Annotated in this window: 12 protein-coding genes; 10 read left to right on the top strand and 2 right to left on the bottom strand. The window is 75.4% G+C overall.

Annotated features, from left to right (window positions below; all coding sequences use genetic code 11):
• The gene (locus tag SXIN_RS20460; RefSeq protein WP_019711433.1) at positions 1–276 is read right to left on the bottom strand and encodes a hypothetical protein; all 276 of its coding nucleotides are present in this window, start codon (positions 274–276) and stop codon (positions 1–3) included.
• Between the two features lie 100 nt (positions 277–376).
• Entirely contained in the window at positions 377–1318 is a 942-nt protein-coding gene (locus SXIN_RS20465; RefSeq protein WP_095757331.1) for a DUF4429 domain-containing protein, read from the bottom strand.
• A gap of 301 nt (positions 1319–1619) precedes the next feature.
• On the opposite strand from SXIN_RS20465, the gene SXIN_RS20470 reads away from it, so the two are divergent.
• The 10 genes from SXIN_RS20470 to SXIN_RS20515 all read left to right on the top strand — a co-directional run bounded on the left by SXIN_RS20470 (position 1620) and on the right by SXIN_RS20515 (position 22964).
• Positions 1620–3275, top strand: coding sequence for a beta-N-acetylhexosaminidase (locus SXIN_RS20470; RefSeq protein ID WP_050931157.1), 1656 nt, complete (start codon positions 1620–1622; stop codon positions 3273–3275).
• Between the two features lie 409 nt (positions 3276–3684).
• On the top strand, positions 3685–3924 hold the full coding sequence (locus SXIN_RS33075) for a DUF234 domain-containing protein (protein ID WP_420341094.1): 240 nt from the start codon (positions 3685–3687) through the stop codon (positions 3922–3924).
• Between the two features lie 715 nt (positions 3925–4639).
• Positions 4640–5515, top strand: a complete 876-nt coding sequence (locus SXIN_RS20480; protein ID WP_095757333.1) for a hypothetical protein — start codon at positions 4640–4642, stop codon at positions 5513–5515.
• Complete coding sequence (locus SXIN_RS20485) at positions 5512–7866, top strand: hypothetical protein (protein WP_238153817.1); 2355 nt, start codon at positions 5512–5514, stop codon at positions 7864–7866. Before SXIN_RS20480 ends, SXIN_RS20485 begins: the two co-directional genes overlap by 4 nt.
• Positions 7863–9236 carry a hypothetical protein gene (locus SXIN_RS20490; protein WP_095757334.1) on the top strand — a complete coding sequence of 458 codons (1374 nt, stop codon included), beginning with the start codon at positions 7863–7865 and terminating at the stop codon, positions 9234–9236. Before SXIN_RS20485 ends, SXIN_RS20490 begins: the two co-directional genes overlap by 4 nt.
• A 163-nt stretch (positions 9237–9399) precedes the next feature.
• Positions 9400–11898, top strand: a complete 2499-nt coding sequence (locus tag SXIN_RS20495) for a vWA domain-containing protein (RefSeq protein ID WP_095757335.1) — start codon at positions 9400–9402, stop codon at positions 11896–11898.
• Between the two features lie 44 nt (positions 11899–11942).
• Complete coding sequence (locus SXIN_RS20500) at positions 11943–16046, top strand: tubulin-like doman-containing protein (protein ID WP_238153818.1); 4104 nt, start codon at positions 11943–11945, stop codon at positions 16044–16046.
• The gene (locus SXIN_RS20505) at positions 16043–18706 is read left to right on the top strand and encodes a hypothetical protein (protein ID WP_095757336.1); all 2664 of its coding nucleotides are present in this window, start codon (positions 16043–16045) and stop codon (positions 18704–18706) included. Before SXIN_RS20500 ends, SXIN_RS20505 begins: the two co-directional genes overlap by 4 nt.
• The gene (locus tag SXIN_RS31315; RefSeq protein ID WP_095757337.1) at positions 18703–20844 is read left to right on the top strand and encodes a serine/threonine-protein kinase; all 2142 of its coding nucleotides are present in this window, start codon (positions 18703–18705) and stop codon (positions 20842–20844) included. The genes SXIN_RS20505 and SXIN_RS31315 overlap by 4 nt, the downstream gene beginning before the upstream one ends.
• Positions 20844–22964, top strand: a complete 2121-nt coding sequence (locus SXIN_RS20515; RefSeq protein ID WP_095757338.1) for a hypothetical protein — start codon at positions 20844–20846, stop codon at positions 22962–22964. Before SXIN_RS31315 ends, SXIN_RS20515 begins: the two co-directional genes overlap by 1 nt.
• The last annotated feature ends 30 nt before the right edge of the window (positions 22965–22994 follow it).

Genomic DNA, 22994 nt, shown 5'->3' on the forward strand with positions numbered 1-22994 from the left:
TCAGCCGTAGATCATGCGGCGCAGCTGCCTCAGGGAGAGCTCGGGGGGTGCCACCGCGCGGTGCGGCAGTTCCGCCGCGATCCGGTCGTAGATCTCCGCGTTGGCCAGCCCGGCGGACCGCAGTTCGCGGTGGCGGCGGCGGACGAACTCCTCGACCGTCTCGTCGAAGTACGCCAGCACGTCCAGCACCACCCGGACCGCTTCGCCGCGCTGGAGCGGCGTGGAGCGGACCAGGTGGTCGACCAGGTCGTCGTGGGACGCGGGGCGTTCGAGCATGCGTCTGATAGTGGCGTTGGGCGCCCCGCTTGTGCAAGAAATCTGCCCGGAATCGGGCAGGCCCGGTGGGGAACCGGTGGGGAACCGGTGGGGAAAGCGGCTAGAAGCGGCCGAGTACCGCCTTCTTGGCGGCGGTGAACTCCTCGTCGGTGAGGACTCCCGCCTGGTACAGCTCGCCCAGCTCGCGGAGGCGCCGCAGCAGCGCGTCGTGGTCCTCGCCGCCCGGGCTCCGGGGAGCCGGGACCGGGTCCGGCGTCTTGGCCAGGGCCACGGCGGACGGGGTGGAGTCTCCGGCTCCGCCGCCGGTCCCGCCCGGCTCGGCGGGGGCGGCCGGATGGGGCAGCCGGGCGGCCACGGCCGCGGCGACCAGGGCCATCAGGGGGTCCTTGCGGAAGCCGTACAGATCGACGGCGTACGGGTCGTGCTTGGCCGGCATGCGGCTGCCGCCCGCCACGGCGCCGGAGCCCTTCGGCAGGAAACGGAGGTAGCCGTTCTCCAGCCCGGCCGACGGTGACCACTCCACCGCCTCCACATCGCGCAGCGCGATCGCCCGGGGCCCGCCGGACTTCTTCGACTCGTCCGTCTTCCAGTTCCACTCCAGCCGGATCTGCTCACCGTCGAAGGAGACCGTGCCGTCCCCGGCGCTCGCCGACAGCGGCACGGACGGGCCCGGCAGCAGATAGCGGTCGGTGGGGCCGGAGGGCACCTGCTCCAGGAGGAGGGCGTTCCGCACCTCGTCGACGAAGTACCCGGCGAGGTCGGCGCGCCCGGACTCCACGGCCAGCCGGTAGGGGTCGTTGGAGCCGTCCAGCTTGCCGCCCGTGACCTGGAGCAGCGGGTCCGCGCCGTGGCGGAGACGCAGCCGCAGCCGGCCGCCCTTGCGCCCCGGTTCGTGGGAGACGCCGGCCACGGCCGCGAGGGGGACGGCCAGTTCGCCGAGGTTCCGGCGCAGAAGGCTCACGCTCTTGTCGTGGCCGGGCACGATGCGGACGGTCTCGCCGTCGAAGGTCCAGGTGCCGTCCTGCTGGGTGATTTCCGCCATGCGCGGATTCTTTCAAATGGCGGGCGGGAGGCGGTGGTTCCGCTCGACGCCGCTTTCCCGGGCCGTCACTTCCGTCCTCCCGTCCTCCCGTCCTCCCGTCCTCCCGTCCTTCCGGGAGTACGGAGCCCGCGGGGCCGGGGCCGCGGCGGCGGGGCCGCGCCGGGGCGGGCCCGGCCCGGGGCCCCCGAATTGGTCTACACCTAAATTGGTCTACACCCTTGACCCGGGTCGGGCGCGCCGGTCTCATGGGACCCGTCGGTCGCTCCACCCACTCGGACAGACACCGTCGAAAGGGATCGTCGTGCGACGAACTGGCGCACCCAGCAAACAACCCCGGGGCATCGCGAGAGTCTTCTGCGCGTTATTGCTCGTCGTCACCGGCGGAGCCGCGGCCTCCGGAACCGCCTCGGCCGCCCCGGACCGCTCCACCGGGGCCGCCCCGGCCGCCGGCTTCGACCGGCTCGTGCCCGCACCCGCATCCGTGCGGGCCGGCGGCAAGCCGTACCGGATCGGCCCCAAGACCCTGATCCGCGTGGACCGTTCGCGCGAGGGCCGGCGGATCGGCGAGCAGCTCGCCTCGGTGCTGCGCCCCTCCACCGGCTACAAGCTGCCGGTCACCACCCGCCCCGGCCGCGGCGGCATCGAGCTGCGGCTCGGTTCCGCGGGCGGAGCCGGGAAGCAGGCCCGGGGCGGCGCGGAGGAGAAGGGCGCGGCCGCCGAGAGCTACCGGCTGCGCTCCTCGCCCGGCGGCGTCACCATCACCGCCCCGCGCCACGCGGGCCTCTTCCGGGGCGTGCAGACGCTCCGTCAGCTGCTGCCCGAGCGGGTGGAGGCGGACAGCCGCCAGTCCGGCCCGTGGACCGTCCCCGGCGGCACCGTCACCGACGCCCCGCGCTTCGCGTACCGCGGCGCGATGCTGGACGTCTCCCGGCACTTCTTCACCGTCGAGCAGGTCAAGCGCTACATCGACCAGATGGCGCTCTACAAGATCAACAAGCTCCATCTGCACCTCTCCGACGACCAGGGCTGGCGGATCGCGATCGACTCCTGGCCCCGGCTGGCCACCTACGGCGGCAGCACGGAGGTCGGGGGCGGCACCGGCGGCTACTACACCAAGGACGACTACCGGGAGATCGTCGCCTACGCGGCCGAGCGCTACCTGGAGGTCGTCCCGGAGATCGACATGCCGGGCCACACCAACGCCGCCCTGGCCTCCTACGCGGAGCTGAACTGCGACGGCGTCGCCCCGCCGCTCTACACGGGCATCGAGGTCGGCTTCAGCTCGCTCTGCGTGGACAAGGAGATCACCTACGACTTCGTCGACGACGTGGTGCGCGAACTCGCCGAGCTGACGCCCGGCCGCTACCTCCACATCGGCGGCGACGAGGCCCACTCCACCCCGCACGAGGACTACGTGGCCTTCATGGACCGCGCCCAGGAGATCGTCGGCCGCTACGGCAAGACCGTCGTCGGCTGGCACCAGATCACCGGGGCGAAGCCCGTCGAGGGCGCCGTCGCCCAGTACTGGGGCACGACCGGCACCGAGCAGGAGGTCGCGGACGCCGCCAACAACGGCACCCGCATGATCCTCTCGCCCGCCAACCGGGCCTACCTCGACATGAAGTACGACGAGAACACCCCGCTCGGCCTGAGCTGGGCCGGCTACGTCGAGGCGCAGCAGTCCTACGACTGGGACCCGGGCAGCTATCTGCAGGGCGTGGCGGAGGACAAGATCCTGGGCGTCGAGGCGCCGATGTGGTCCGAGACGCTGGAGACCAACGACAACATCGAGTTCATGGCCTTCCCCCGCCTCCCGGGCATCGCGGAGCTGGGCTGGTCCCCGGCCGCCACGCACGACTGGGCGGACTACCGGCAGCGGATCGCCACCCACGGCCCGCGCTGGGACGCCCTGGGCATCGACTACTACCGCTCACCGCAGATCCCCTGGGCGGACTGAGCACCTGAACCGACCGATGGGCGCCCCGTGTTCCGCGCGGGGCGCCCACCGGCGTTTCGTGGGCGCGGCGCATGCGCGGACGTCCTCGGGGGGCCAGGGGGCCAGGGGGCCTGCCTGCTCCCCCTCGCCCCGGCCGGCCGGGGGATTCCCCGGTGCGAAGGCGGGTGGCGTTCGGTGGCCACGCTATGCCTCCGACGGTCCACGCCCGGCGCTGAAGTAGCTACCGTCCAAGTAAGATTCAATCTACGTAATATCGAAACTGCGTTTTAGTGGGAGAGTTGCACCGCTGCTGAACACCCTGCAGGCCGAGCGGGTTCTGGCGTCCGGCCTGCCGCTGTCCGCGAAGGCCGACACCAGGAACAAGCGCTACCGCATCGCGGATCCGTATCTCCGGTTCTGGCCGGCCTTCCTGCGGCGGGGCATCCCGCTCATCGAGCGCGGCCGGGGCGGTCTTGCCCTGGAGTGCATCGAGCGGTCCTGGACCACCTGGCGGGGGCGTGCGGTCGAGCCTCTCATCCGAGAGTCGTTGCTGCGGCTGTTGCCGGACGAGCGATGGCCGGAGACAGAGGCTGTCGGCGGCTGGTGGAACCGGCAGAACAACCCCGAGATCGACCTGGCCGGCACCGATGGGGAACCCGTGGCTCCCTGATCCTGGAGTACCGGTCGGCGGGCCCACCGGCACCCGGGCATCCCGAGCCGGGTGCTCGACGTAAGCGATCAGCTCATCTCGCCGGCTGAGAATGCATCAGCCCCGCCTTGCCCATAAGGCCCGCCGTGATGACGACCTCCGGCTCGGACGAGCGGGGCAAGGCGAGTACCGAGGGGGAGAGGCGGCCTCCTAGCGGCTGGGGTGGCGTGAATCGGGAGTTCCGCCCGGAATTTCATTCCATCGGGTGAGGAATCCTCAACTTCCTTGTTGGGCAACCGGCGTGCTGCTGAGAGTGGCCACACCGCGAGGGCCGTGGCCGTCGGCGGTCGGAAGGTTGTGCACGGGGGGCCGAAAGTGAATGCGTTCGAGCGGAATTCTTCATTCCGCTATCCGCCGGTGGTTCCCACCGCGCTCGGCCGGGCTGTGCCGCCGCCCCCGGGGAGCCGCCCCGTCCGGGGGATGAGCGGCGAGGCCGTGCCCCGGGGCGGCGAGGGTGCGACCCGCGTCCCCGTAGCAGGCGCGCCCCGGCCGGCGCCGGCCCGTACGGACCGGCGGCCGCCGTCATCACCGGCGCACGGCGGGCCGGAGCGGGCGCGGAACGGAGTGCGGCCGGGAGCGCGGCCGGAGATTTCCGCGCCGACTGTGTAAACGGCTACATCGCCGTGCGCGGTTCACGGCCACGTTGGTACGCGGCACCACAGCACAGGGGGATCGGGTGAACACTGCGGGAGCGGTCAACAGGCTCGTCGTCTTCGGCGACGCCTGCGGCTCGGGCAAGCTCGGGATGCACGCGAAGAGACGGATGCGCGACGGGATGTACGCCGCGTTCGCCGAGGCGTACGCCTCGGTGGACATCGAACCCGGACGGCTTCACCAGGAGGACCGGGGCGACGGCATCCTCACCGCGCTCGACCCGGCGGTCCCGCCGTCGCTCATGGTCGGGCGCTGGGCGGACACCCTCTACCAGTGCCTGCGCGAGCACAACGCGGGCAGCGCGGAGCGGCTGCGGCTGCGGGTCGGGATGAACGCCGGACCGGTGATGAACGACGGCCGGGGGCTGGTGGGCCGGGCCGTGGACCTCGCCTGCCGGCTCTGCGACAGCCCGGTGGCCAAGGACATCATGGCCGGCACCCCCGGCGCGGACCTGCTGCTGGTCGTCTCCGACTGGCTGTACGAGAACGTGGTGGCCGAGGGCGGCCGGTACGTGGAGCCCGAGCACTACCGCAGCGCCCGGGTGCGGTCCAAGGAGACCGACGAGACCGCCTGGTTCCACATCCCGCGGTCACCCGCGCCCGGGATCCCGCGGCCGCCCGGTCCGTCCGGACCCCCGGCGGCCGGGCCGCCGCCGGAACCGCCCACCGGGGACGGGCCGGCGCGGGGCGGTGACGGCGGACGCGGTGACGGCGACGGCGGCCCGCCGGAGCCCGAGGGCGGCACGCCCGGCGGCAGACGGATCACGGCCCGCGGCGACCTCCTGTACTTCGAGAACAACGTGATCAACGGGGGGTTCACCGGCATCCGCAGGGAAGCCGCCGGGGGCGCGGCCCAGGGCCGCGAGACGGACGCGCGGAACACCGGTGACGGCGCATGAGCGACCAGGACGCGGCCCCCGTCCGGGACGCCCCGGCCAGAGACGCCCCGGCCCGGGAGGGCCCCCGCGACGCCCCGCGGGACAGCCCCCGGCCGGAGTCCTCCGGGGAGGCGCCGGAGGAGAACCGGACCCCCGAGGACGGCCCGGAGCGGCCCGAGGACCGGCGCTTCGACCAGGCGGGGCGCGACCCGCTCGGCAGCTCGGGCGGGACCGGCGGCTCCGGCACGGCGCACGCGGCGCGCCGCACCTTCGCGGCCGGGCGGGCGGGCCGGAGCGTCAGCTTCGCCACCGACGGCCAGTACTTCGAGGGCAACTACTTCATCAGCCAGTCGTCCGGCGGCGGCCCGGCCGTGCTCCAGGGGCCCGTCCACGCCGAGGAGCTGGACCGCCTCGCCGGTGTCTACTGCGAGACCTCCGGCTACCAGCGGATGAAGCGCCGCCTGCGGGAGCGCGGCCTGCTGGTGCTGTGCGGGGAGTGCGGCAGCGGCCGTACGGCCACGGCACTCTCCCTGCTCGCCGAGGTGACCGGCAACCGCGTGATCCGGCTGGACCCCGGCGGCAGGGTCCGCGAGATCGAGGAGGTGACCGGGGGCCACGGCCATCTGCTGGAGATCATGCCCGAGGCGGAGGGCGCCGAGGGAGCCACCCCGGAGCGGGACGGGGCCCGCGGCCCGGGGGCCGGCGCCCGCTCCCGGCCCCCGGGCGCCGTCCTCACCGAACTCCACCTGGACCGCCTCCGGGGCAAGCTCGCCGAGGCCGGCGCCTACGGCATCGTGCTGGTGGAGAGCGGGGACCTGGCGGACCGCATGCTCCGCGGCCGCTACGGCGTGTACTGCCCGCCGCCGCCCGCGGAACAGGTCCTGCTGCGGCACCTGAGGGTCCTGCTGAAGGGCGAGCCCCCGGAGGCCCTCGGCAAGGCCCTGGAGCTGGCCGCCGGGCCGGACGTCAAGGAGGCCCTCGGCCTGGCCGAACTGCGGCCCGCGGAGGCGGCCCGGCTCGCCGACCACCTCGCACAATGCCTGCGCGGTGAGCTGACGCACCGCCAACTGCTGGACGACTGCGCCACCTTCGTCCGGGCACAGGCGCGTACCTGGTTCGCCGGGGCGGACAACCCCGGCACGCTGCCCGAGGCCCTGCCCTCCCTCAGCACCTCCGCGTTCCGCATCGCCGTCGCGGTGTTCAACGGGTCCGCCCACAGCCTGACCGCCGAGGCCGGTGAGCGGCTCGCCGCGGAGATGGCGGCCACCCTCGACCCGGAGGCGTCCGTGGGCCGGCGGCTGTTCGGCACCCACGCCGAGGTCCGGCCGGCCGCCGCCCGGGCCGTCGTGGAGGACGCCGAACTGGACCTCGGCGACGCCCGGGTGCCGGTGCGGGCCATCAGCTTCCAGGGCGACGCCCTGCCCACGGCCGTGCTGCGGGAGGTGTGGCACGGCTACCACAACGCCCGCGGCCCCCTCGTCCGCTGGCTGCGGTCGCTCTGCGGCGACCCCCGCCCCCAGCTGTGGGTGCGGGCCTCCGTCGCGGCGGGCGTGCTCTGCTCCTGGGACTGGGTCCACGGGGCGGGGGAGCTGATCGGCCCCCTGGCGCGCTCCGACGGCGCGGTGCAGCGGATGGCGGCGGCCACGGCGCTGGCCGAGGCGGCCCGGGAGCCCGCGGTGCGGCCCGCCGTCCACGCCCTCCTCAAGGAGTGGGCGGTCTGCGGGGAACCGGAACTGGTGAGCACCACCGCCCTGGCCCACGGCTACGGCATGGCCGCCGGCTCCGTCTCCGCCTCGCTCGACGCGCTGGCCGTCCTGGTGCGCGACGGGGACGACCCGGACCTGACGGCCCTGGCCTCCTTCAGCGTCGCCCGGCTGCTGGCCGGGCCCGAGCCGGAGACGGTGGTGCGGCGTCTCGCCGACTGGCTGCTGAGCGGCCGGACGGAGACGGCCGACCTCGTCCTGCTGAGCGTGATCAAGGCGCTCGGCACCCGCGCCACCTTCCTGTGGGGGCTCGCCGACACGGCCGAACCGGTGGCCGGGCACGACCGGAAGCCGCTGGTCCTCGCGGTGCCCGCGGCCCATCCGCAGCTGGCGGGCGCCCTCGCCGCCCTGGTGCGGCACACCCTGTCGACCGCCCGCTCCGGACAGGCGGCGCTCGACACCCTCGGCACGCTCCTGCGCCGCTCGTCCGGCGACGCGGAGCAGCGGGAGCTCGCCTGCGATCTGCTGCGCCGCATCGCGGTGGAGCGCAGGGACCGCGACCGGCTGCGCCATCTCCTGGCGCGCCTGGTCCGGGACCGTGACGAACCCCTGGACAAGGACGACGCCCGCCTGATGTGGGACGCGGTGGGAGAAGGAGGCGGGAGATGACGACGGCAGAGCCGGCCGCCGGTGCGGGCGGAGAACAGGGCGAGCGGCTGAAGGGGCGGCCGGCGGGCCCGCTGGTGCGGGAGTGCGCGCCGCCCTACACCCGGCGGAGCGGCCAGATCGCCGCCGTGCTGCTGTACGGCAACGGCGGGCACAGCGTGGTGTGGCCGGACCGCCGGGAGGACCGGGACAAGCCCTGGTTCCGCGAGCCGTTCACCGTCTTCGAGGTGCTCCTCGGCCGGAATGTGACGGTGTTCGAACTCCGGCTCCCGGCCGCGGGTGACGCGCAGTTCTTTGACGCCCGGGCCGAGGTGCACTGGGAGGTCGAGGACCCGTACGCGGTCGTCAGCAAGCGCGTCTGGGACCTGCGCGAACTGCTGGAGGGCGAACTGCTGTACGGGCTGCGCCAGGTATCGCGCCGGTTCCGGCTCACGGAGGCCCAGCGGGCCGACGAGGCGGTCCGGGCGGAGCTGGCGGCGGGCCACCCGGACCTCGGCCGCGACCTCGGACTGCGCCTCACGACCCGGGTGTTCGTCGACCTCAGCGACCCCATCCGGCAGCGGCTCGGCGAGCGCGACGAGATCCACCTCGACATGACGACGGAAGAGGCGCAGGCGGAGGCGGAGCGCCGCAGGGAGGCGCACCAGCGCCGGCTCGCCCGGGACCGGGCGGCCGAGCTGGAATCCGTGCTGAAACGGGGCGAAGAGGCCGAGATCATCTACCACATGGCGCGGAACCCCGAGAAGGAGTGGGAGATCCGCCAGGCCATCCGGCAGGAGAAACGGCAGGGCCAGGCCGACTTCATCAATCTCTTCAACCGGCTGATCGACCGGGGGATCCTGGAACGCCACGACATCGACGACGGCATGTACGAGGTGCTCCAGCATCTGCGGGAGAGCACCGGCGGGGTGATCGGCGGGGTCACCGACCGGGTGCTGTCCACCGGCCCGGCACGGCGGGAACTGGAGGACGGCCCGCGCCCCGGGCGCCCGGGCCGGTACCGGGAGGAGCGGCCGGACGGCTTCCGGGAAGGGCACGGCTTCCGGGACGAGGACGGCGACGGGGACAGGCGCGGCGACGGGGACAGGCACGGCGGCGGGGACGGCCCCCGGGACCCGGGCCGGTACCACGACGACCGGGACCGGCACCCCGGCCCGTACCGCGACGACCGGGGCCGGCCGCCCGAGCCGGAGCTGCCGCCCTGGGACGAGGAACCCCGGATCCACCGCCCCACGAGCGTCGAGTCCGCCGCCGAACGGGCCCAGGAGGAGCGCCGCGCCCGCGAGGAACAGCGCGAGCGCGAGGAGCGGCGGGGCGGCGCCGGCCGCCGCACCCGGTTCGGCGCCGACTTCGACGACTGGGACGACACATGAGCACCCGGACGAGACCCGCGGCGCCCACCCCGGCGGCCGGCCCGGCCCCGCACCCGGCCGCCCCGCCCCCCGACGCGTACCGGCGGCCGCCCGGAAGCGGCCGCGCTCCGGCGCCCGCCGCGGCGCCGGCCCTTCCCCATGGCTGTGGTGAGAGACGGTTCAGATGAGAAACACGTCAAGGACGAGAACACTGGCCGGGGCCCTGCTGGGCCTGGCCGCCATGGCCGCCACGACGGCCGCCGGCCCGGCCGCCGCACCCGGGGCACCCGCCCCGCTCGCGGCCTCCGCCCCCGCCGGATCCCGCGCCGCCGCGGCCGAAGGCGCCGATCCGGTCGACTTCGCCGTGGTGGTCGACCAGTCGAAGAGCCTCTCCGCCGACGACCTGGCCCGCGAGGTCGAGGCCGCCGCGCTGATCGCCCAGGGAGAGATATCCGAACGCTCCCGGGCCACGGTCATCGGCTTCGGCAGCTCCGAGAAGCCCGGCCAGTCCGCGGTGCGCGAGGTCTGCCAGCTCACGGTGGCCGACGCCGTGGGACGGGACCACCTCAGCGACTGCGTCAAGGAACTGTCCCGCCGGGACGAACGGAGAATGGGCCCCGGCACCGACTTCCCCGCCGCCCTGCGGCAGGCACTGGACCGGCTGACCGAGGACGGCGAGCCCGCCACCCCGAGGGTGGTCTTCCTGCTCACCGACGGCCGGCTCGACGTCCGCGACAGCCGGGCCTACGGCGACGACCCGAGGAGCCGCACCGAGGAGGCCGAGGAGCAACTGGCCGAGCAACTGGCCCGGGCCCGCGAGGAGTCCGTGCAGATCTGGCCGCTCGGCTTCGGCGACGTCGACCGGAAGATGCTCACCGCCATGGCCGCCGGCGGCTACCGCAACGGCTGCGCGGACCTGCCCTCGGCCCGGCCCCGGCCGCGCGTGCTCGACGGCTCGGCCGAGATCGGCAAGGTGCTCCAGGAGACCTTCGCCGCCGCGCGCTGCGCGCGGGTCGCCCAGGGCACGGTGGGCAAACCGCCCGCCGATCTGACCGTCACCATCCCCGAGATCGCCACCGACGGCTCCATCACCGTCAGCAAACACGATCCGAAGGTGACGGCGACCTACTACGACCCGCGCGGCCGCAAGGTCCCCACCCGGGGCACGTTCGACGGCTCCGTCTTCGAGGCCACCGGGCAGAACGGGCCGGTCGAGGCGCTGCGCGTGAAGAACCCCCGCCCCGGCACATGGCGGGTGCACCTGGAGGCGCCCGAGGGGCACCGCGACCGCGAGGTGGCGGTGCGGGCCATCTGGCAGGGCAAGCTGCGCTCCGCCGTCACCCTCGACCCGGCCTCGCCGCGGCCGGGGGAGAAGACCGTCGTCGAGGTGCGGATGCAGACCCGGCGCGGCGTGGTCATCGACGATCCGCGGCTGCTGAAGGGCATCAAGGTCTCGGCGCAGCTCTCGGGCAGCGGCTTCGACTCCCTCTCCGTCCCCCTCGCCGACGACGGCAAGGGGCCCGACCGGCGCGCCGGGGACGTCCGCTTCACCGGGACGCTGACCGTGCCGGACGGCGCCGACGGCGATCTGGCCCTGCGGGCCGGGATGTCCGCGCCGGGTGTCACCGGCGACCGGCGGCCGCTCAACGCCCGCGTCACCCTGGGCACACCGCCGGTCAAGGCGGCCCTCACCGTGGAGCGGGGCAGCGTCCACCCCGGCGGTGAGGTGCGGGGCCGGCTGGAGGTCCGCAACAGCGACTCCACCGCACACACCCTGCGGCTGGCCCTCGCCGACCGCCCGCCGGGCGGCGGGGTGCGGATCTCACCCGCCACCGTCGAGGTGCCCGCGGAGGGCCGCAGGAGCGTCCCGCTCACGCTCTCCCTGGACCCTGACGTGGCTCCGGGGGAGATCGGGGGCCGCATCACGGTCGTGGACACGGACGACGACAGCCGGGTCCTCGACAACAGCTTCATCGGCGTCGTCGTCGAACCGAAACCCACCGTCGTCGGCGAGTGGTGGGGCGCCTTCCTCGCCGCCGCCGTCCTGCTGCTCGGGCTGGCCGCCTTCGCGGCCGTACGGCTGCGGGCGCGGAACCGGCGGCGCGATCTCACCGGCGTCCGGCTGGAGTTGCGGGGCGACGGCATCAGGCCGGACGAGCTGACCGTCCGCCCGGGGCAGAGCTCCGGCGGCGAGTTCCGCTTCACGGTGGACCGGGGCCGGGGCACGGCCCCCGCCCTGCGGCGCGCCGGACCGGGAGCGGCCGCCGTGCACCGGCTGCGGCGCTCCGCCTCCGGGCGGTTCCTGTTCCGGCCGGACGGCGGGCGGGACATCACGCTGTCCCCCGGCGGCTCCGCCTCCCTCGGCGGCGGACTGGAGATCGTCTTCCACGACCGGCGGTCCGCGGCTTCCCGGCGGGACGGCGCCGACGGCCGCCGCGGTGCCCGCACCTCGGGCGGCTCCCGGACCTCCGGGGGCGACGGGAACCGGCGGTGGCGCCGGAACACCGGCCGCCCCGGCCGTGGCAGCCGTATCGGACGACCCGGTGACGATGCCGGGCACGTCCCGCCCACGTCCGGTGCCGGAGACCGCGGCGCGGGCGCCCGGCGCCCGGGCGGCGGCGCGAGTGCCCCGTCCTCCGATGAGCGGACCGCCGGCGCGAGCCGCTTCGACCCGAATTTCTGAGTCACGACGGGCCGCCGTCCCCAGGCGGCCCCACGGGAGACCACATGAAGATCCACCAGCCCATGCTCTTCGTTGGCCTGGGCGGCACCGGGAACCGGATCGGCGCCGAGCTGGAGCGCGGTCTGCGCCGCGAGCTGTGCGGACCCGACGGCACCAAGCTGGCCGTCGAAGACCGCAGGGCGCCGTTCCAGCTGCCGGACTGCCTCCAGTTCGTCTACGCCGACTTCAGCGAGTCCGAACTCGACCGGCTGCCGCACCTCGGTGTCAGGGGCACCGGAGCCGCCGCGTACACCCGCACTTCGCGGGCCATCCACGATCTGCTGCCCACCGGCTACGACAGTTCTCCAGAGGTGACCCGCATGCTGCGGGTCGTCCTCCACGAGGAGACCCGCTCCTGGCTGCCGCCCGAGCAGCGGCAGCCGCGGGTGGCACCGCTGCACAACGGCGCGGGTCAGCTTCCCACCGTGGGCCGGGCCGCGCTCTTCGCGACCCTGCGCAGCGGTCTGGAGCCCGTCCTGCAGCAGCTCCGGAAAGCTGTCAGCGCCATCGGCAACTCGAAGTCCGACCTGCAGGCGGTGGGCGGCCGCCAAGCCCACGCCTGCGACGTGTTCGTGGCGTTCTCCGTGGCCGGCGGCACCGGGGCCGGCATCTTCTACGACTTCATCCATCTCATCGGGCACGAGTTCCGCCGGTACCGGGAGCTCGCGGTGAAGATCTACCCACTGGTGGTGATGCCCTCCGCCTTCCCTCCGGAGGCGGGCGGCGGACGGGAGGCAGAACTCAACTCCGCCCGGGCCCTGGTGGACCTCTCCCGGCTGGTCGACGACCAGAACGCGCCCGACGCGCAGGCCGACTTCGGCGACGTCGAACCGCGCGCCGGAGCCGGGGTGCGCTACCCGGTGGAGGGCCTGGTGAAGCTGCGTCCCTCGACCGTGCAGACCGCCTTCCTGTTCGGCTGCCCCTCGGTGATCCGGCCGGAGGACCTGCGCCGGTCCATCACCGCGATGGTGATGTCGCTCATCGGCACGGAGCAGGGCGAGGGGAACACCCAGGGGCGCGCCGAGGGCGACCACCAGTCGTTCGCCGCCAGTTTCATCAACGGGAGCGTGGAGCGCTCCACGCCCTCCCACTCCGGCATCGGACACCGGGGGCTGTCGACGGGGCTCGCGGCCTCCCTCACCGTCCCGGTCGACGAACTGGCGGAGATCGTGGCGGGCCGGCTGCTGGCCGAGGCCGTGCGAGGAATGGCCGAGGACGCCCGGCGGCCCCGCGACGACGGCACGGACCTGGTCCGGGACATGTTTCTGCGGTCCGGCATCGGCCGGCTGTGGACAAGGGAGGCGCTCGGGGTCCCCGCGCCCGACCCGCTGCCCAAGGGGAGCAAGCCCATCGCCCAGGCACTGCGGGACCGGATCGGCGACATGGAGGACGGACTCGCCCGGCTCGACCGCGAACTGGACCGGGACATCTCCCGGCTCGTCGACGACTTCGCCCCGGGCACCGGAGCCCGCGAACTGCTCGGCCGACTGGGGCCGTTCCGGCTGGAACGCCTCCTGAACGGGCTCCCCGGCCACCCGCAGCGGGCGGCCGAGGCCGGATTCGCCGGAATGCTGGAGAACCGCAAGAACGACCCCGAGCGGCCGGAGGGCGTCGGCCCGTCCGCCCCGCTGATCCCCCGGATCAAGGGCGGGGCCGGCGGCCTCGTCCCGGCCCGCTGGGGCGACCCCGATGTCCAGGACGCGATCGACGAGCAGGACGCCTGGTACCGGTGGCGGGCCAACCGGCAGTGGCACCGGGCCTGGAAGGACCACGAGTCCCGCTGGCGGCCCCCGCTGGTGCGGGCCCTGAAGGAGACCAGCGAACTGGTCCGGGCCCTGCGCGCCCACGAGGAGGACGAGCGGAAACACTTCGCCGATCGTCGCAAGGATCTCTACCGCGACCGCACGGGCGTGTCCTATCTGCTGCCTCCGCAGAACAACCTGCGGGCCTTCTACGAGGACGTCCTCGGCCGGCTGGTCCGGCACGGCGGCCTGCCGGAGAACACCGACGCGGTCACCCTGCTGGCCGAGCTGGTCCAGCCCGAGGACTGGCAGCGGGCCCTGGACGCCGTGCGCCGCTCTCCGCGCGCCGCCGTCAAGGAGATCAAGCAGGTCCTCGAACGGCGCGTCAAAACCCTCTTCGGGGAAACGAGTGCCCTGGACGACCGCCCGCTGCTGCCTTCGCTGGGGGTGCTGCTCCGGGCGGCCGCCGGGGACGAGAACGCGGAGGCGTCCGTCGACAGCCGCTGGCTGGAGCAGTTCCGCTCCCAGCTGGCCGGTCTGCTGCCGGTCGGCTTCACCCCCGACGGCAGCGGTCCGCTGGAGGCCCTCATCGTGCATCCACGCAGCGAGAAGGACGACCGGACCGGGGAGTACCTCAAGCAGGAGCTCAACCTGCCCCGGGACATCGTGGGCGAGCCGCGATGCCAGCAAGTGGAGGCGGAGGCCATCACCGTCGTGCTGCACCGCAGCGGGATGAGCCTCACCGACGTCTCCGAGGTGCGGCGCTCGCTGCGGGTCTGGGCCGAGGCGCGCGACGCGGGCGGCGGCGGCGACTTCCTGCACTGGCGGCAGCGGCTGGGATACCGCGACGACTGGCTGGCCAGCACGGAGGACGACCGGCGGCGCATCCTGCACCGCATTCTGTGCGCGGTGTGGAACGGGCAGGTGGACGCTCTGGGCGACCCCGCTTCCCCCGACCGGATCCGGATCCGGCTTCAGGAGGGCGACTCGGCCACGATGACCCTGCGGCTGGAGTCCTTCGACGAGGGCCTGTCCAGCTGGGCCGGGCTTCTGCGCGCCTACGAGCAGTGGGCCCTGCTGGACGAGGAGGGCCCGATCGTCAAGGACGTCTGCGATCGGCTGATGCGCACCCGGCCCCACGGGCTGACCACCCGGAACGCCGCTCCGTCTCCGCTCTTCCGGAGACTCGTACACGAGGTGGCGCCGCAGCAGCGGGCCCTGCTGGACGAGCTGGCCGGTGAGTTCGCCGGGGAGGACGGGGAGTGGCTCGTCCCGCTGCGGAACTTCTGGGAGAAGACCTTCGACGGTGCGCTCGACCTGCGCTTCCCCGGGACGGCGCGGGCCACCCGGCCGAATCTGCGGACGCTCGACGAGCGGTACGAACGGGAAGCGGCGGCCGCCTCCCGGCCGCCGGCGCCGCGCACCGCGCCGGCCGGCCCGCGCACCGCGCCGCCGGGGCCGCCCGGCCGGCCCTGGGACGGAGCCGCCGAGCCGCGGCCCGAGCCGGCGGTGCCGCACGGCCGCCACAACGGCTCGCGCCACGAACCGCCCGCACCACCCCGGCCCCCTCGGCGGGAACCGGCGGAGCCGTACGGGGCGGAGGAGCGGTACGGGGCGGAGAGCCCGTACGAGGGCGGCGGCGAGCCGTACCCCGGGCCCCGGGGCGGACCGGGCGCCGGGCGGGCCGGGGAGCCGTACGGAAGCCGGGGTGAGCGGTACTCCGCAGAGGCGGACGAGCCGTACGCGGGCCGGCCGGACCCGGCAGCCGGAAGCCGGTGGGAGCCGGGCGCCGGACGGGCGGAGCCCTCGGCGGCCCGGAGCGAGCCGTACACCGGCCGGCCGCGGGACGGTGCGCCGAACGACGACGGCCCGGACGAGGCGTACACGGACCGGGCCGGGCGGTACCCCGGCCCGTCCGAGCGGAGCACCGGCCGGACGGAGCCGCCCGTCGCGGGCGGGGACGGGCTTCCCGCGGGGAGCGGCAGGCGCGAGCCGTACGGGGGCGCGGCGGAGCCGGACGGCTGGAGCGAGCCGTACCGGACGGACGATCCGCACCGCGAAGAGGGCGCCCCGCGCCGTGCGCCGGAGCCGGCCCCGAAGGCGGAGCCCTGGGACAGCGGCGACTGGGACGATCCGCCCCGGCGGAACGACCGGGCCTCCGGAGACGACTGGGACACGGGGGATGACCGGGCCCGCGGAGACGACCGGGCCCGCGGAGACGACCGGGTCCACGGAGACGACCGGGTCTCCGGAGACGACTGGGACGACGGAGGCGGCCGGCGGCACGGAGCCGACCGGGTCCACGGCCGGCTCCACGGGGACGGCCGGGACCGCCGGACCGGCGGGGACGAGGAGACGCGGCTGTGAGCACCGAACGCCGGCCCGCCGCGGAGCCGGTGGTCCGCGTCGACCTGGGCCACCGCGGCGGCCGGCCCCAGACCCCCGTGGCCCTGGCGGCCCGGGTGCGCGAGGCTCTGGCGCGGACGCCGGCCGCCGGAACCCGCTGCTTCCTCGTCCTCGACGACGCTCCCGATCTGATGGATCATCAGGTCCACTACGAGCGGCTCTACTCCCACGGTCCCGCCGAGGTGCTCTGTCTGGCGTACGGCGGCGCGGACTCCCGGGAACTGCTCCTCCCGCACGTCCTGCAGGCCGCGGGCGTGCTGTGGATCCCCGACGCGTTCGCCGGGGCGGACGGCACGGAGCCGGGTCCCGGGGAAGGCCGGGGCGGTGGCGGAGCCCGCAGGGGAGAGGGCCCCGGCGGCCGCGTCGGCAAGCCGGGCCCGGAGACGGTCGACGAGGCCCTGCGCCCGATGGTCGAACTCCTCTCCGAACTCTCGGTGTTCCGCGCCGTGCTCGGCGGGATCGCCGAGATCCCGCAGGGGGTGGCCGTCCCCGCGGCCCGCGTGCTGGAACACGATCTGACGGAGGAGGCCAAGGCCCGCGCCTGGCGCCAGGCGCTGGAGGAGCTGACCGGCGCGGACGTTCCCCCTCCCGCCCTGGTCGTCGAGGGCGCGCCGGGCTCGGACGCCGGCCCCGCCGACGCCGTCCCCGCCGCACTCGGCCACCTCATCGGCGCCGCGGTCCCCCGCGCGCTGGCCGGCCGCAACTGGCTCGTCCCCGGGGGACGAGCCGAGAGGCGGCGGCTGGCCTGCGAGCGGGCGCTGCGGGACGCCGAGGACGGATACGAGCGGGTGCGCGGCCCGGCCGGGCTGTTCGGCCGGCGCGTCCGGACCGTCGATCTCCCCGAGCGGCTCGCGGACCTCGCCGACGCGCTCGGCGCCTACCGCGGGTGCGCCGCCGAGGCGCTGAGCGAGGGCGGCGGCGACCGCCTCAGCCTGGAGCAGCGCAACGGCCTCCTGCAGCGCGGCATCGATCTGCCGGAGCTCCCCGAGGCGTCGCGGAGCGCGGTCGGCCCGGGGCTCCGCGCCTACACCGAGCGGCTGATCGCCGCCGGGCTGCCGCTGCGCTCGGTCGCCGCCCGGCTGGGTGCGCTGTCCGACCGTTCCGCCCCGGCGGGCAGCGCGGCCCGGCTGGCCCGGCTGGACGACATCTGTCCCGAGCGGATGCCGGAGGAGCTCGCCTCGCCCCTCCCGTTCGGACCGGACGGTCCGGCGTTCGCCCACGCCGCTCCCGTGCTGCTCCTGGCGTTCACGGCCGGACTGTGGCCGGGCGCCGGCTGGGTGTCCGGGCCGCTGACCGGGCTCGTGCTGGCGCTGCTCACCCTGCTGATGCTGCGGCGCCGGCCCAACCGTTCCCCGGCGGGTCCGCCGGACGGGGGCGGGAGCACGCGTTCGGGGCTGCGGCTGGTCGCCGGCCTCGCGGGCGGTGCCGCGGGAGGGCTGGCCGGAACGCTGCTGGCCCCGCCGGTCTGGGCCGGGGCGGCGGCGCTCGGCCTGGCCGTCACCGGATCGGCGGCCCTGGTCCTGCGGGACTGGACGGCGGCCGTCGACGACTGGTGGGACCGGACGGATGTGCGGTCCGCGGCCCGGAGCCTCCACGGCATCGACGGGCTGCTGGCCGAGACAGCCGTGCAGGACTGGCTGTTCGCCGACGCCCGCTACCACTGCTCGGACGGCGCCCGCGCCGTCGCCCTGCTCGTACGGGGGCTCGCCGACACGGCCGAGGAGTGCCGTGCCGCCGAGGACGCCGGGGCCGGGGCGGCCGGCACACGGCATGTCGCGGGTGCCAACGGCACGGCCGCTTCCGCCGTCTCCTCCGGAGCCGCCGCGGGTACGGCCGACGACCCTTGGAACTGGGCCAGTTGGGGAGACGGCGACGGCTACAGCCACGCCGCCGGCTACAGCCACGCCGCTGGCAACAGCCACGCCGCCGGCGACGGCCACGGCGGCGGCCCGCCCCGGGACGGGGGACCGCCCACCGGCCGCACGGCCCCGTGGGACGGCGGGGCCGCCGCGGACACTCCGCCCTCCGCGGCCCCGGCCGACCCGCCCTGGCTGGAGCGGGAACGCGGCGACGGGGGTCCCGCCCTCGTCCCCACGCTGCTCGGTGATCTGGCCGGCGGCGCCACCCGCATCCTCGCCACCCGCTGGGCCGCGGTCGAGCGGGATCCGGCCGAGGCGGGACGGGGCTCGGTGCGGCGGCCGATGACGGAGCTGCTGGAGGAGGAGCGGGCCGGGCTCCGGCGCGACGGTGCCACCTCGCCGCCCGCCTTCGCCGCCGATCCCGGAGAGCGTCCGGGAGCCGCCGAACTGCTGGGGGTCTCCTCCGACCGGGCCGGGCAGCTGCTCGGCCCGGAGGGCGGCGCGGACGAAGCCGTTCCGCTCTGCCGCGCCGAGCACCGCCGGATGCTCTCCAGGGAGCCGACGGCGGTGCGGCAGGTGCGGTTCGCCCCGGAGGCGATGCGCCGGGGCGCGGAGCCGGACCTGCAGCGGGACGGCTGGCACGCCGCGGGCGAGGACATCGTCTGGACGCCGGGCGGACGCCACGCGGGCGTGCTGTGTCTCGTACCGCTGCGCGCCGAGATCGTCCGCACCGTCAGGGCGGAGGAGGGGGAACCACGATGAGGACCAACGACGGCGCGGCGGCCGGCGGCGCTGCCGCCGGTGCCGGCGTCGGCAGTGAGGGCGCCGGGGGTGAGGGCGAGGGCGTGGAGCTGGAGTTCCTCACCCCCGGCGGCGAGGCGCACCGGACCGGCGCCCGTCTCCACGCCGCGGTGCGGACCCCCGGGCGGGAGCCGCTGGCGGCCCGCACGGTGACCCTCGGCGACGGCAGGCGCGTCCTCCAGTACCGGCTGCCCTTCTCCGAGCAGGGCGACAACGCCGCGTACGGGGCGCTGGAGCGCCAGGTCGGCGCCGCGGTCGCGCTCGAACGGCGGTACGGCTCCGAGCGGTTCGGGGAGGTGTTCACCCGGCTGGTCGGCTTCGACCTCGAAGCGGCGGAGCCGTACGTGCTCTACCGCGCCCCGGAGGGGAAGCCCCTCGCGGGCCGGCAGGGCACGCTGACGGTCGCCGAGCAGCAGAAGCTGATCGCGCAACTCGTGCTCGCCGTCCGCCTGCTGGAGGAGGCGGGGCTGGTCCACCGGGAGATCACCCCCGACACGGTCCGCTGGGACGGTACCCACGTCCGCCTCGCCGAGCCGTACGGCGCGCAGCGGATCGGCGAGCCGCGGGAGCCCTTCGGCGCCGCGCCCTGGGCACCGCCGGAACAGCGCGAGGGCACGGGGACCGCCGACGCCCGCGACGACCTGTGGGCCGTCGGCCGGCTCGTCTACTTCCTGCTGTCCGGCCGCCCGGGTCCCGCCGCGGAACCGCCCCACGACCTCGGGGAGTTCCGCCGGCTGGCCGCGCCGGCCGACAGCGGCCTGTTCGACCCGCGTGCGGTGAACCGGCCCCGTCCGTCCGAGCTGATGCGCCTGCTCCAGGTGCCCGATCCGCTCTCCGCGCCCGCCCCGGCCGACCCGCTCGGCGCCGGACGCGCCGAGTTCGACGCCCAGCGCGCCAAGAAGCGGAAGGAGCTCGGCACCGGGGAGCCGCCGCAGGAGGAGTGCTACGAGTACCCCGTCCCGCGCCGCTCCTGGCGGTTCTGGCTGCCGCGTGGTTCCGGGGCCGGCGCCGTGCGGGAGCCCGAGGCCCCGCCCCCGGCCCCGGCCGCCCGGCCCACCCTCTGCCCGTACTGCCTGCTGCCGGTGGAGTACGACGAGACACGGCTGGTCACCCTGGACGACAGGCGGGTCTTCCGGCCGCTGGACCTCAGCCGGGAGCGGCGCCCGATGCACCGGCAGGACGCGCTGCGGCAGGCGTACCAGTCCTGCCCGCACGCCCCGGCGGACGCGCCGCACCACCTGCCCGTCCCGTTCCTCACCAACGGCGAGCCGCTCACCGTCGCGCTGGTGGGCAGCTCCGCGGCCGGCAAGACGCACCTCCTCGCCGCGATGCTGGGCGAGATCGAGCAGGGCGGGCTGGAGCCGTACGGGCTGAAGTGCTTGCCGCTCAACCCGGACACCCACCGGGAGTTCATCCGGGAGCGGGTCCAGCGCCTGCACCGGGGCAAGATGCTGGAAAGCACCGGCCAGACGTCGTTCGCCCACTTCGCCGACGGGCTGCTCGTCACCGGCGGCGGGGTGACGCGCCCCGTGCTCTTCTTCGACCTCGCCGGCGAGGACCTGGTGCAGAACGGCGAGGTGACCAGCTTCCTGATGGGCGTGGGCGCCTTCATCTTCGTCCTCGACCCGCTGCGGGCCCTGCGGCTCCCGGCCCTGGAACCCGTCCGCGCCCGGACCGGGCTCCACCAGCGGGAACTGGGCGACGAGGCGTTCACCACCGTCCTCAACCGGGTGCCGCGGATCGGCCCCCGCATCGACGCACCGGCGGCGGTCGCGCTGAACAAGAGCGATCTGATCCGGTTCGACCCCACGGTGGACCGCTGGCTGAGCCGCGCGGCGGACCTGGACGAGGAGGACCTGCTCGCCGAGAGCCGTGACGCTTACGCCTTCGTGGCCCACCACGGCAACGCGTCCTGGCTGAAGCCGTTCGACGACTGCGCCCGGTGCACGCTGCACTTCGTGGCGGCGACCGGAGCCCAGGTCCGCGGTGACGTCTATCCGCACGGCATCAGACCGCGGCGGGTGCTGACCCCGCTGCTGTCGGTCTTCGCCATGAGCGGGCTCCTCCCCGGAGCGCGATGGAAAGAGGTGGGGACCTGATGGTCCGTCATGAACAGTGGGTGGACCAGATCGTCTTCCGCTGGGACGCCGGCAACACCCTGGGGACCACCGGCTTCGGCCCGGTCGCGTGGTCGTGCGACCGGGAGACCGCCGAGGAGTTCTTCCGCCGGGCGGCCGCGCTTCTGCGCAGCACGGCGGCGGAGACGGCCCCGGCCCTGATCAGGCTGGAGCAGGGCGGGCAGGCCATGCTCGTCCACCGGTCCCCCTGGCCCGCCCCGGAAGGGCGGCGGTCGAGCACGGTCTGCCACGCGCTGCTGGGGCCGCCCGGGATCCTCGACGCCGATCTCTGCCTGGGGCTCGGCCGCTGGTCGTGGGCGGGCAGCGGACTCCCGCTCGGTGACGTCCGGGGCAGCCTGGAGGCGGTCCACCAGTCCGCGCTGCGGCCGTCCGCCGAGGACGGGCAGCGGACGCTGCGGGCGGGGCTCCCGGACGTGGCGGAGACGCTGACGGCCCTGGCCGCCGAGTTCCTGCGGGACCCCGAGCAGGGGTTCACGGTGCTGGACCGGGCGGGCGGGGACAGCGCCCGCCGGGTGCTGTGGGGGCTGCACGGCCTCTTCAGCGGGGTCCGCACCGGGGGATGGACCTTCGCCACCCACGACACCGCGGAGGACCCGGCGATCCGCTTCCTCTTCGTCCGGAGCTGGCCGGGCACGGTCTCCCAGGGCACCGACCGGATCCGGATGGACCCCCGGGAACGGCTCGGGGACCGGGCCGAGCGGGTGGCGGGCGAACTGGTGGACCACTACCTGCGCCGGGTCGAGGAAGGGGAGGGCCACGAGTACGAGGTGGCGAAGGCGCTGGCGGCCGCCGCCGGGGACCCCGGGCCGCGAGGGCCGGCGGGTGCCGGGAGCGGCCGCGTCCTGCTCGCCTCCGCGGAGCGGGCCCTGACCGCACTGAGCCGGCCCACGGGCGGCGGACGGCGGACGGCGGCCGGACCGCGCAACTCGTACGGCGCGGGCGCCGGTTTCCGGGCGGGGGACGGGGTCTTCGGCATCGGCGGTCCGCGCGGCGGGGACGGCTCGTCCGGTGCGGGCGGCGGGTACGGCCCCCAGGGCGGGTTCGGCGCCGGGGATGCGCCCGTATCCGGCGATGCATACCCTCCGGACGGCGCGCACGGGCCGGACGGCGCGTGCGGGAGCGAACCACCCGTGCCCGCACACTCGGCCCGGCCCTCCGAGTCCCGGACGGCCGCCGCCGCGGGCGGTTTCGCCGGGCTGCCGCGCGTCCGCCCCGAGTGGCCGGCCGAGCCCACGCCCGGCCACCTGGTCGACCGCCTGACCGACCGCCTCCGGAAACGGAAGCGGACGGTGGGCTACCCGGAACTCCTCACCGCCCTGCGGATGATGGAGGAGTCGCCCACCGGACGGCGGCAGGCCGTGGACGCCGCCGCGGGCGCCGCGGACCGGCACCTGATCACGGCACTGCGGCAGGAGCACATCCCGTACGCGGCCGTCGGCCTGCTGGTGGGGGAGATCGCCCGACGGTACCGCGAGTGGGGGCGCACGCCGCAGCGGGAACTGTGCGAGACCGTGCTGGACATGGGGCTGTTCGTGACGAGCCGGCCGCGCCCGTCGGCCGGCCCCCCGCCCGCCGACGAGACCCGGGCCGCCAATGCCGCCGCGCTCTACCACTGGGCCGTCCGGCCGCTGGCACGGGACGCGCGGATCAGCAGCCGGCTGGCCGCGGTGCTGCCCCGGCTGGCCCTCGGCGCGGATCTCGCGGGCCGGGCGGCGGTCGACCGGATCCTGGAGCACCAGCACGGCCCGGGACTCGGGGACACGGTCTGGCTGGCCCTTCTCCGGACGTTCCGGCAGGACCCGGCAGCGGAAACACCCGGGCCCGTGCCCGGTCCCGCTCGCCCGCCCGCCCCTCCGCCGCCCCACAAGCCCATCCCACGGGACCGCGGACCCGTCCGGAAACGCGAACCCGGCACGCCCGCCCCCGCGACGCGCACCGTGCTTCCGGGCCCTGAGCCCCGGTACAGCGGGGACGGCTACGGGGCGGCCCAGGACAAGGACGACCGTGTGGGGGTGGTCATCGCGTTCTCTGTCCTCGCCGCGCTGCTGCTGGTGCTGGTGTGGCTCCTCCTGAGCGGCTGACCGGCCCGGGTCGAAACCGGGAGGTCCCTG

Origin of the sequence: Streptomyces xinghaiensis S187, assembly GCF_000220705.2 — a bacterium.
GTDB lineage: Bacteria > Actinomycetota > Actinomycetes > Streptomycetales > Streptomycetaceae > Streptomyces > Streptomyces xinghaiensis.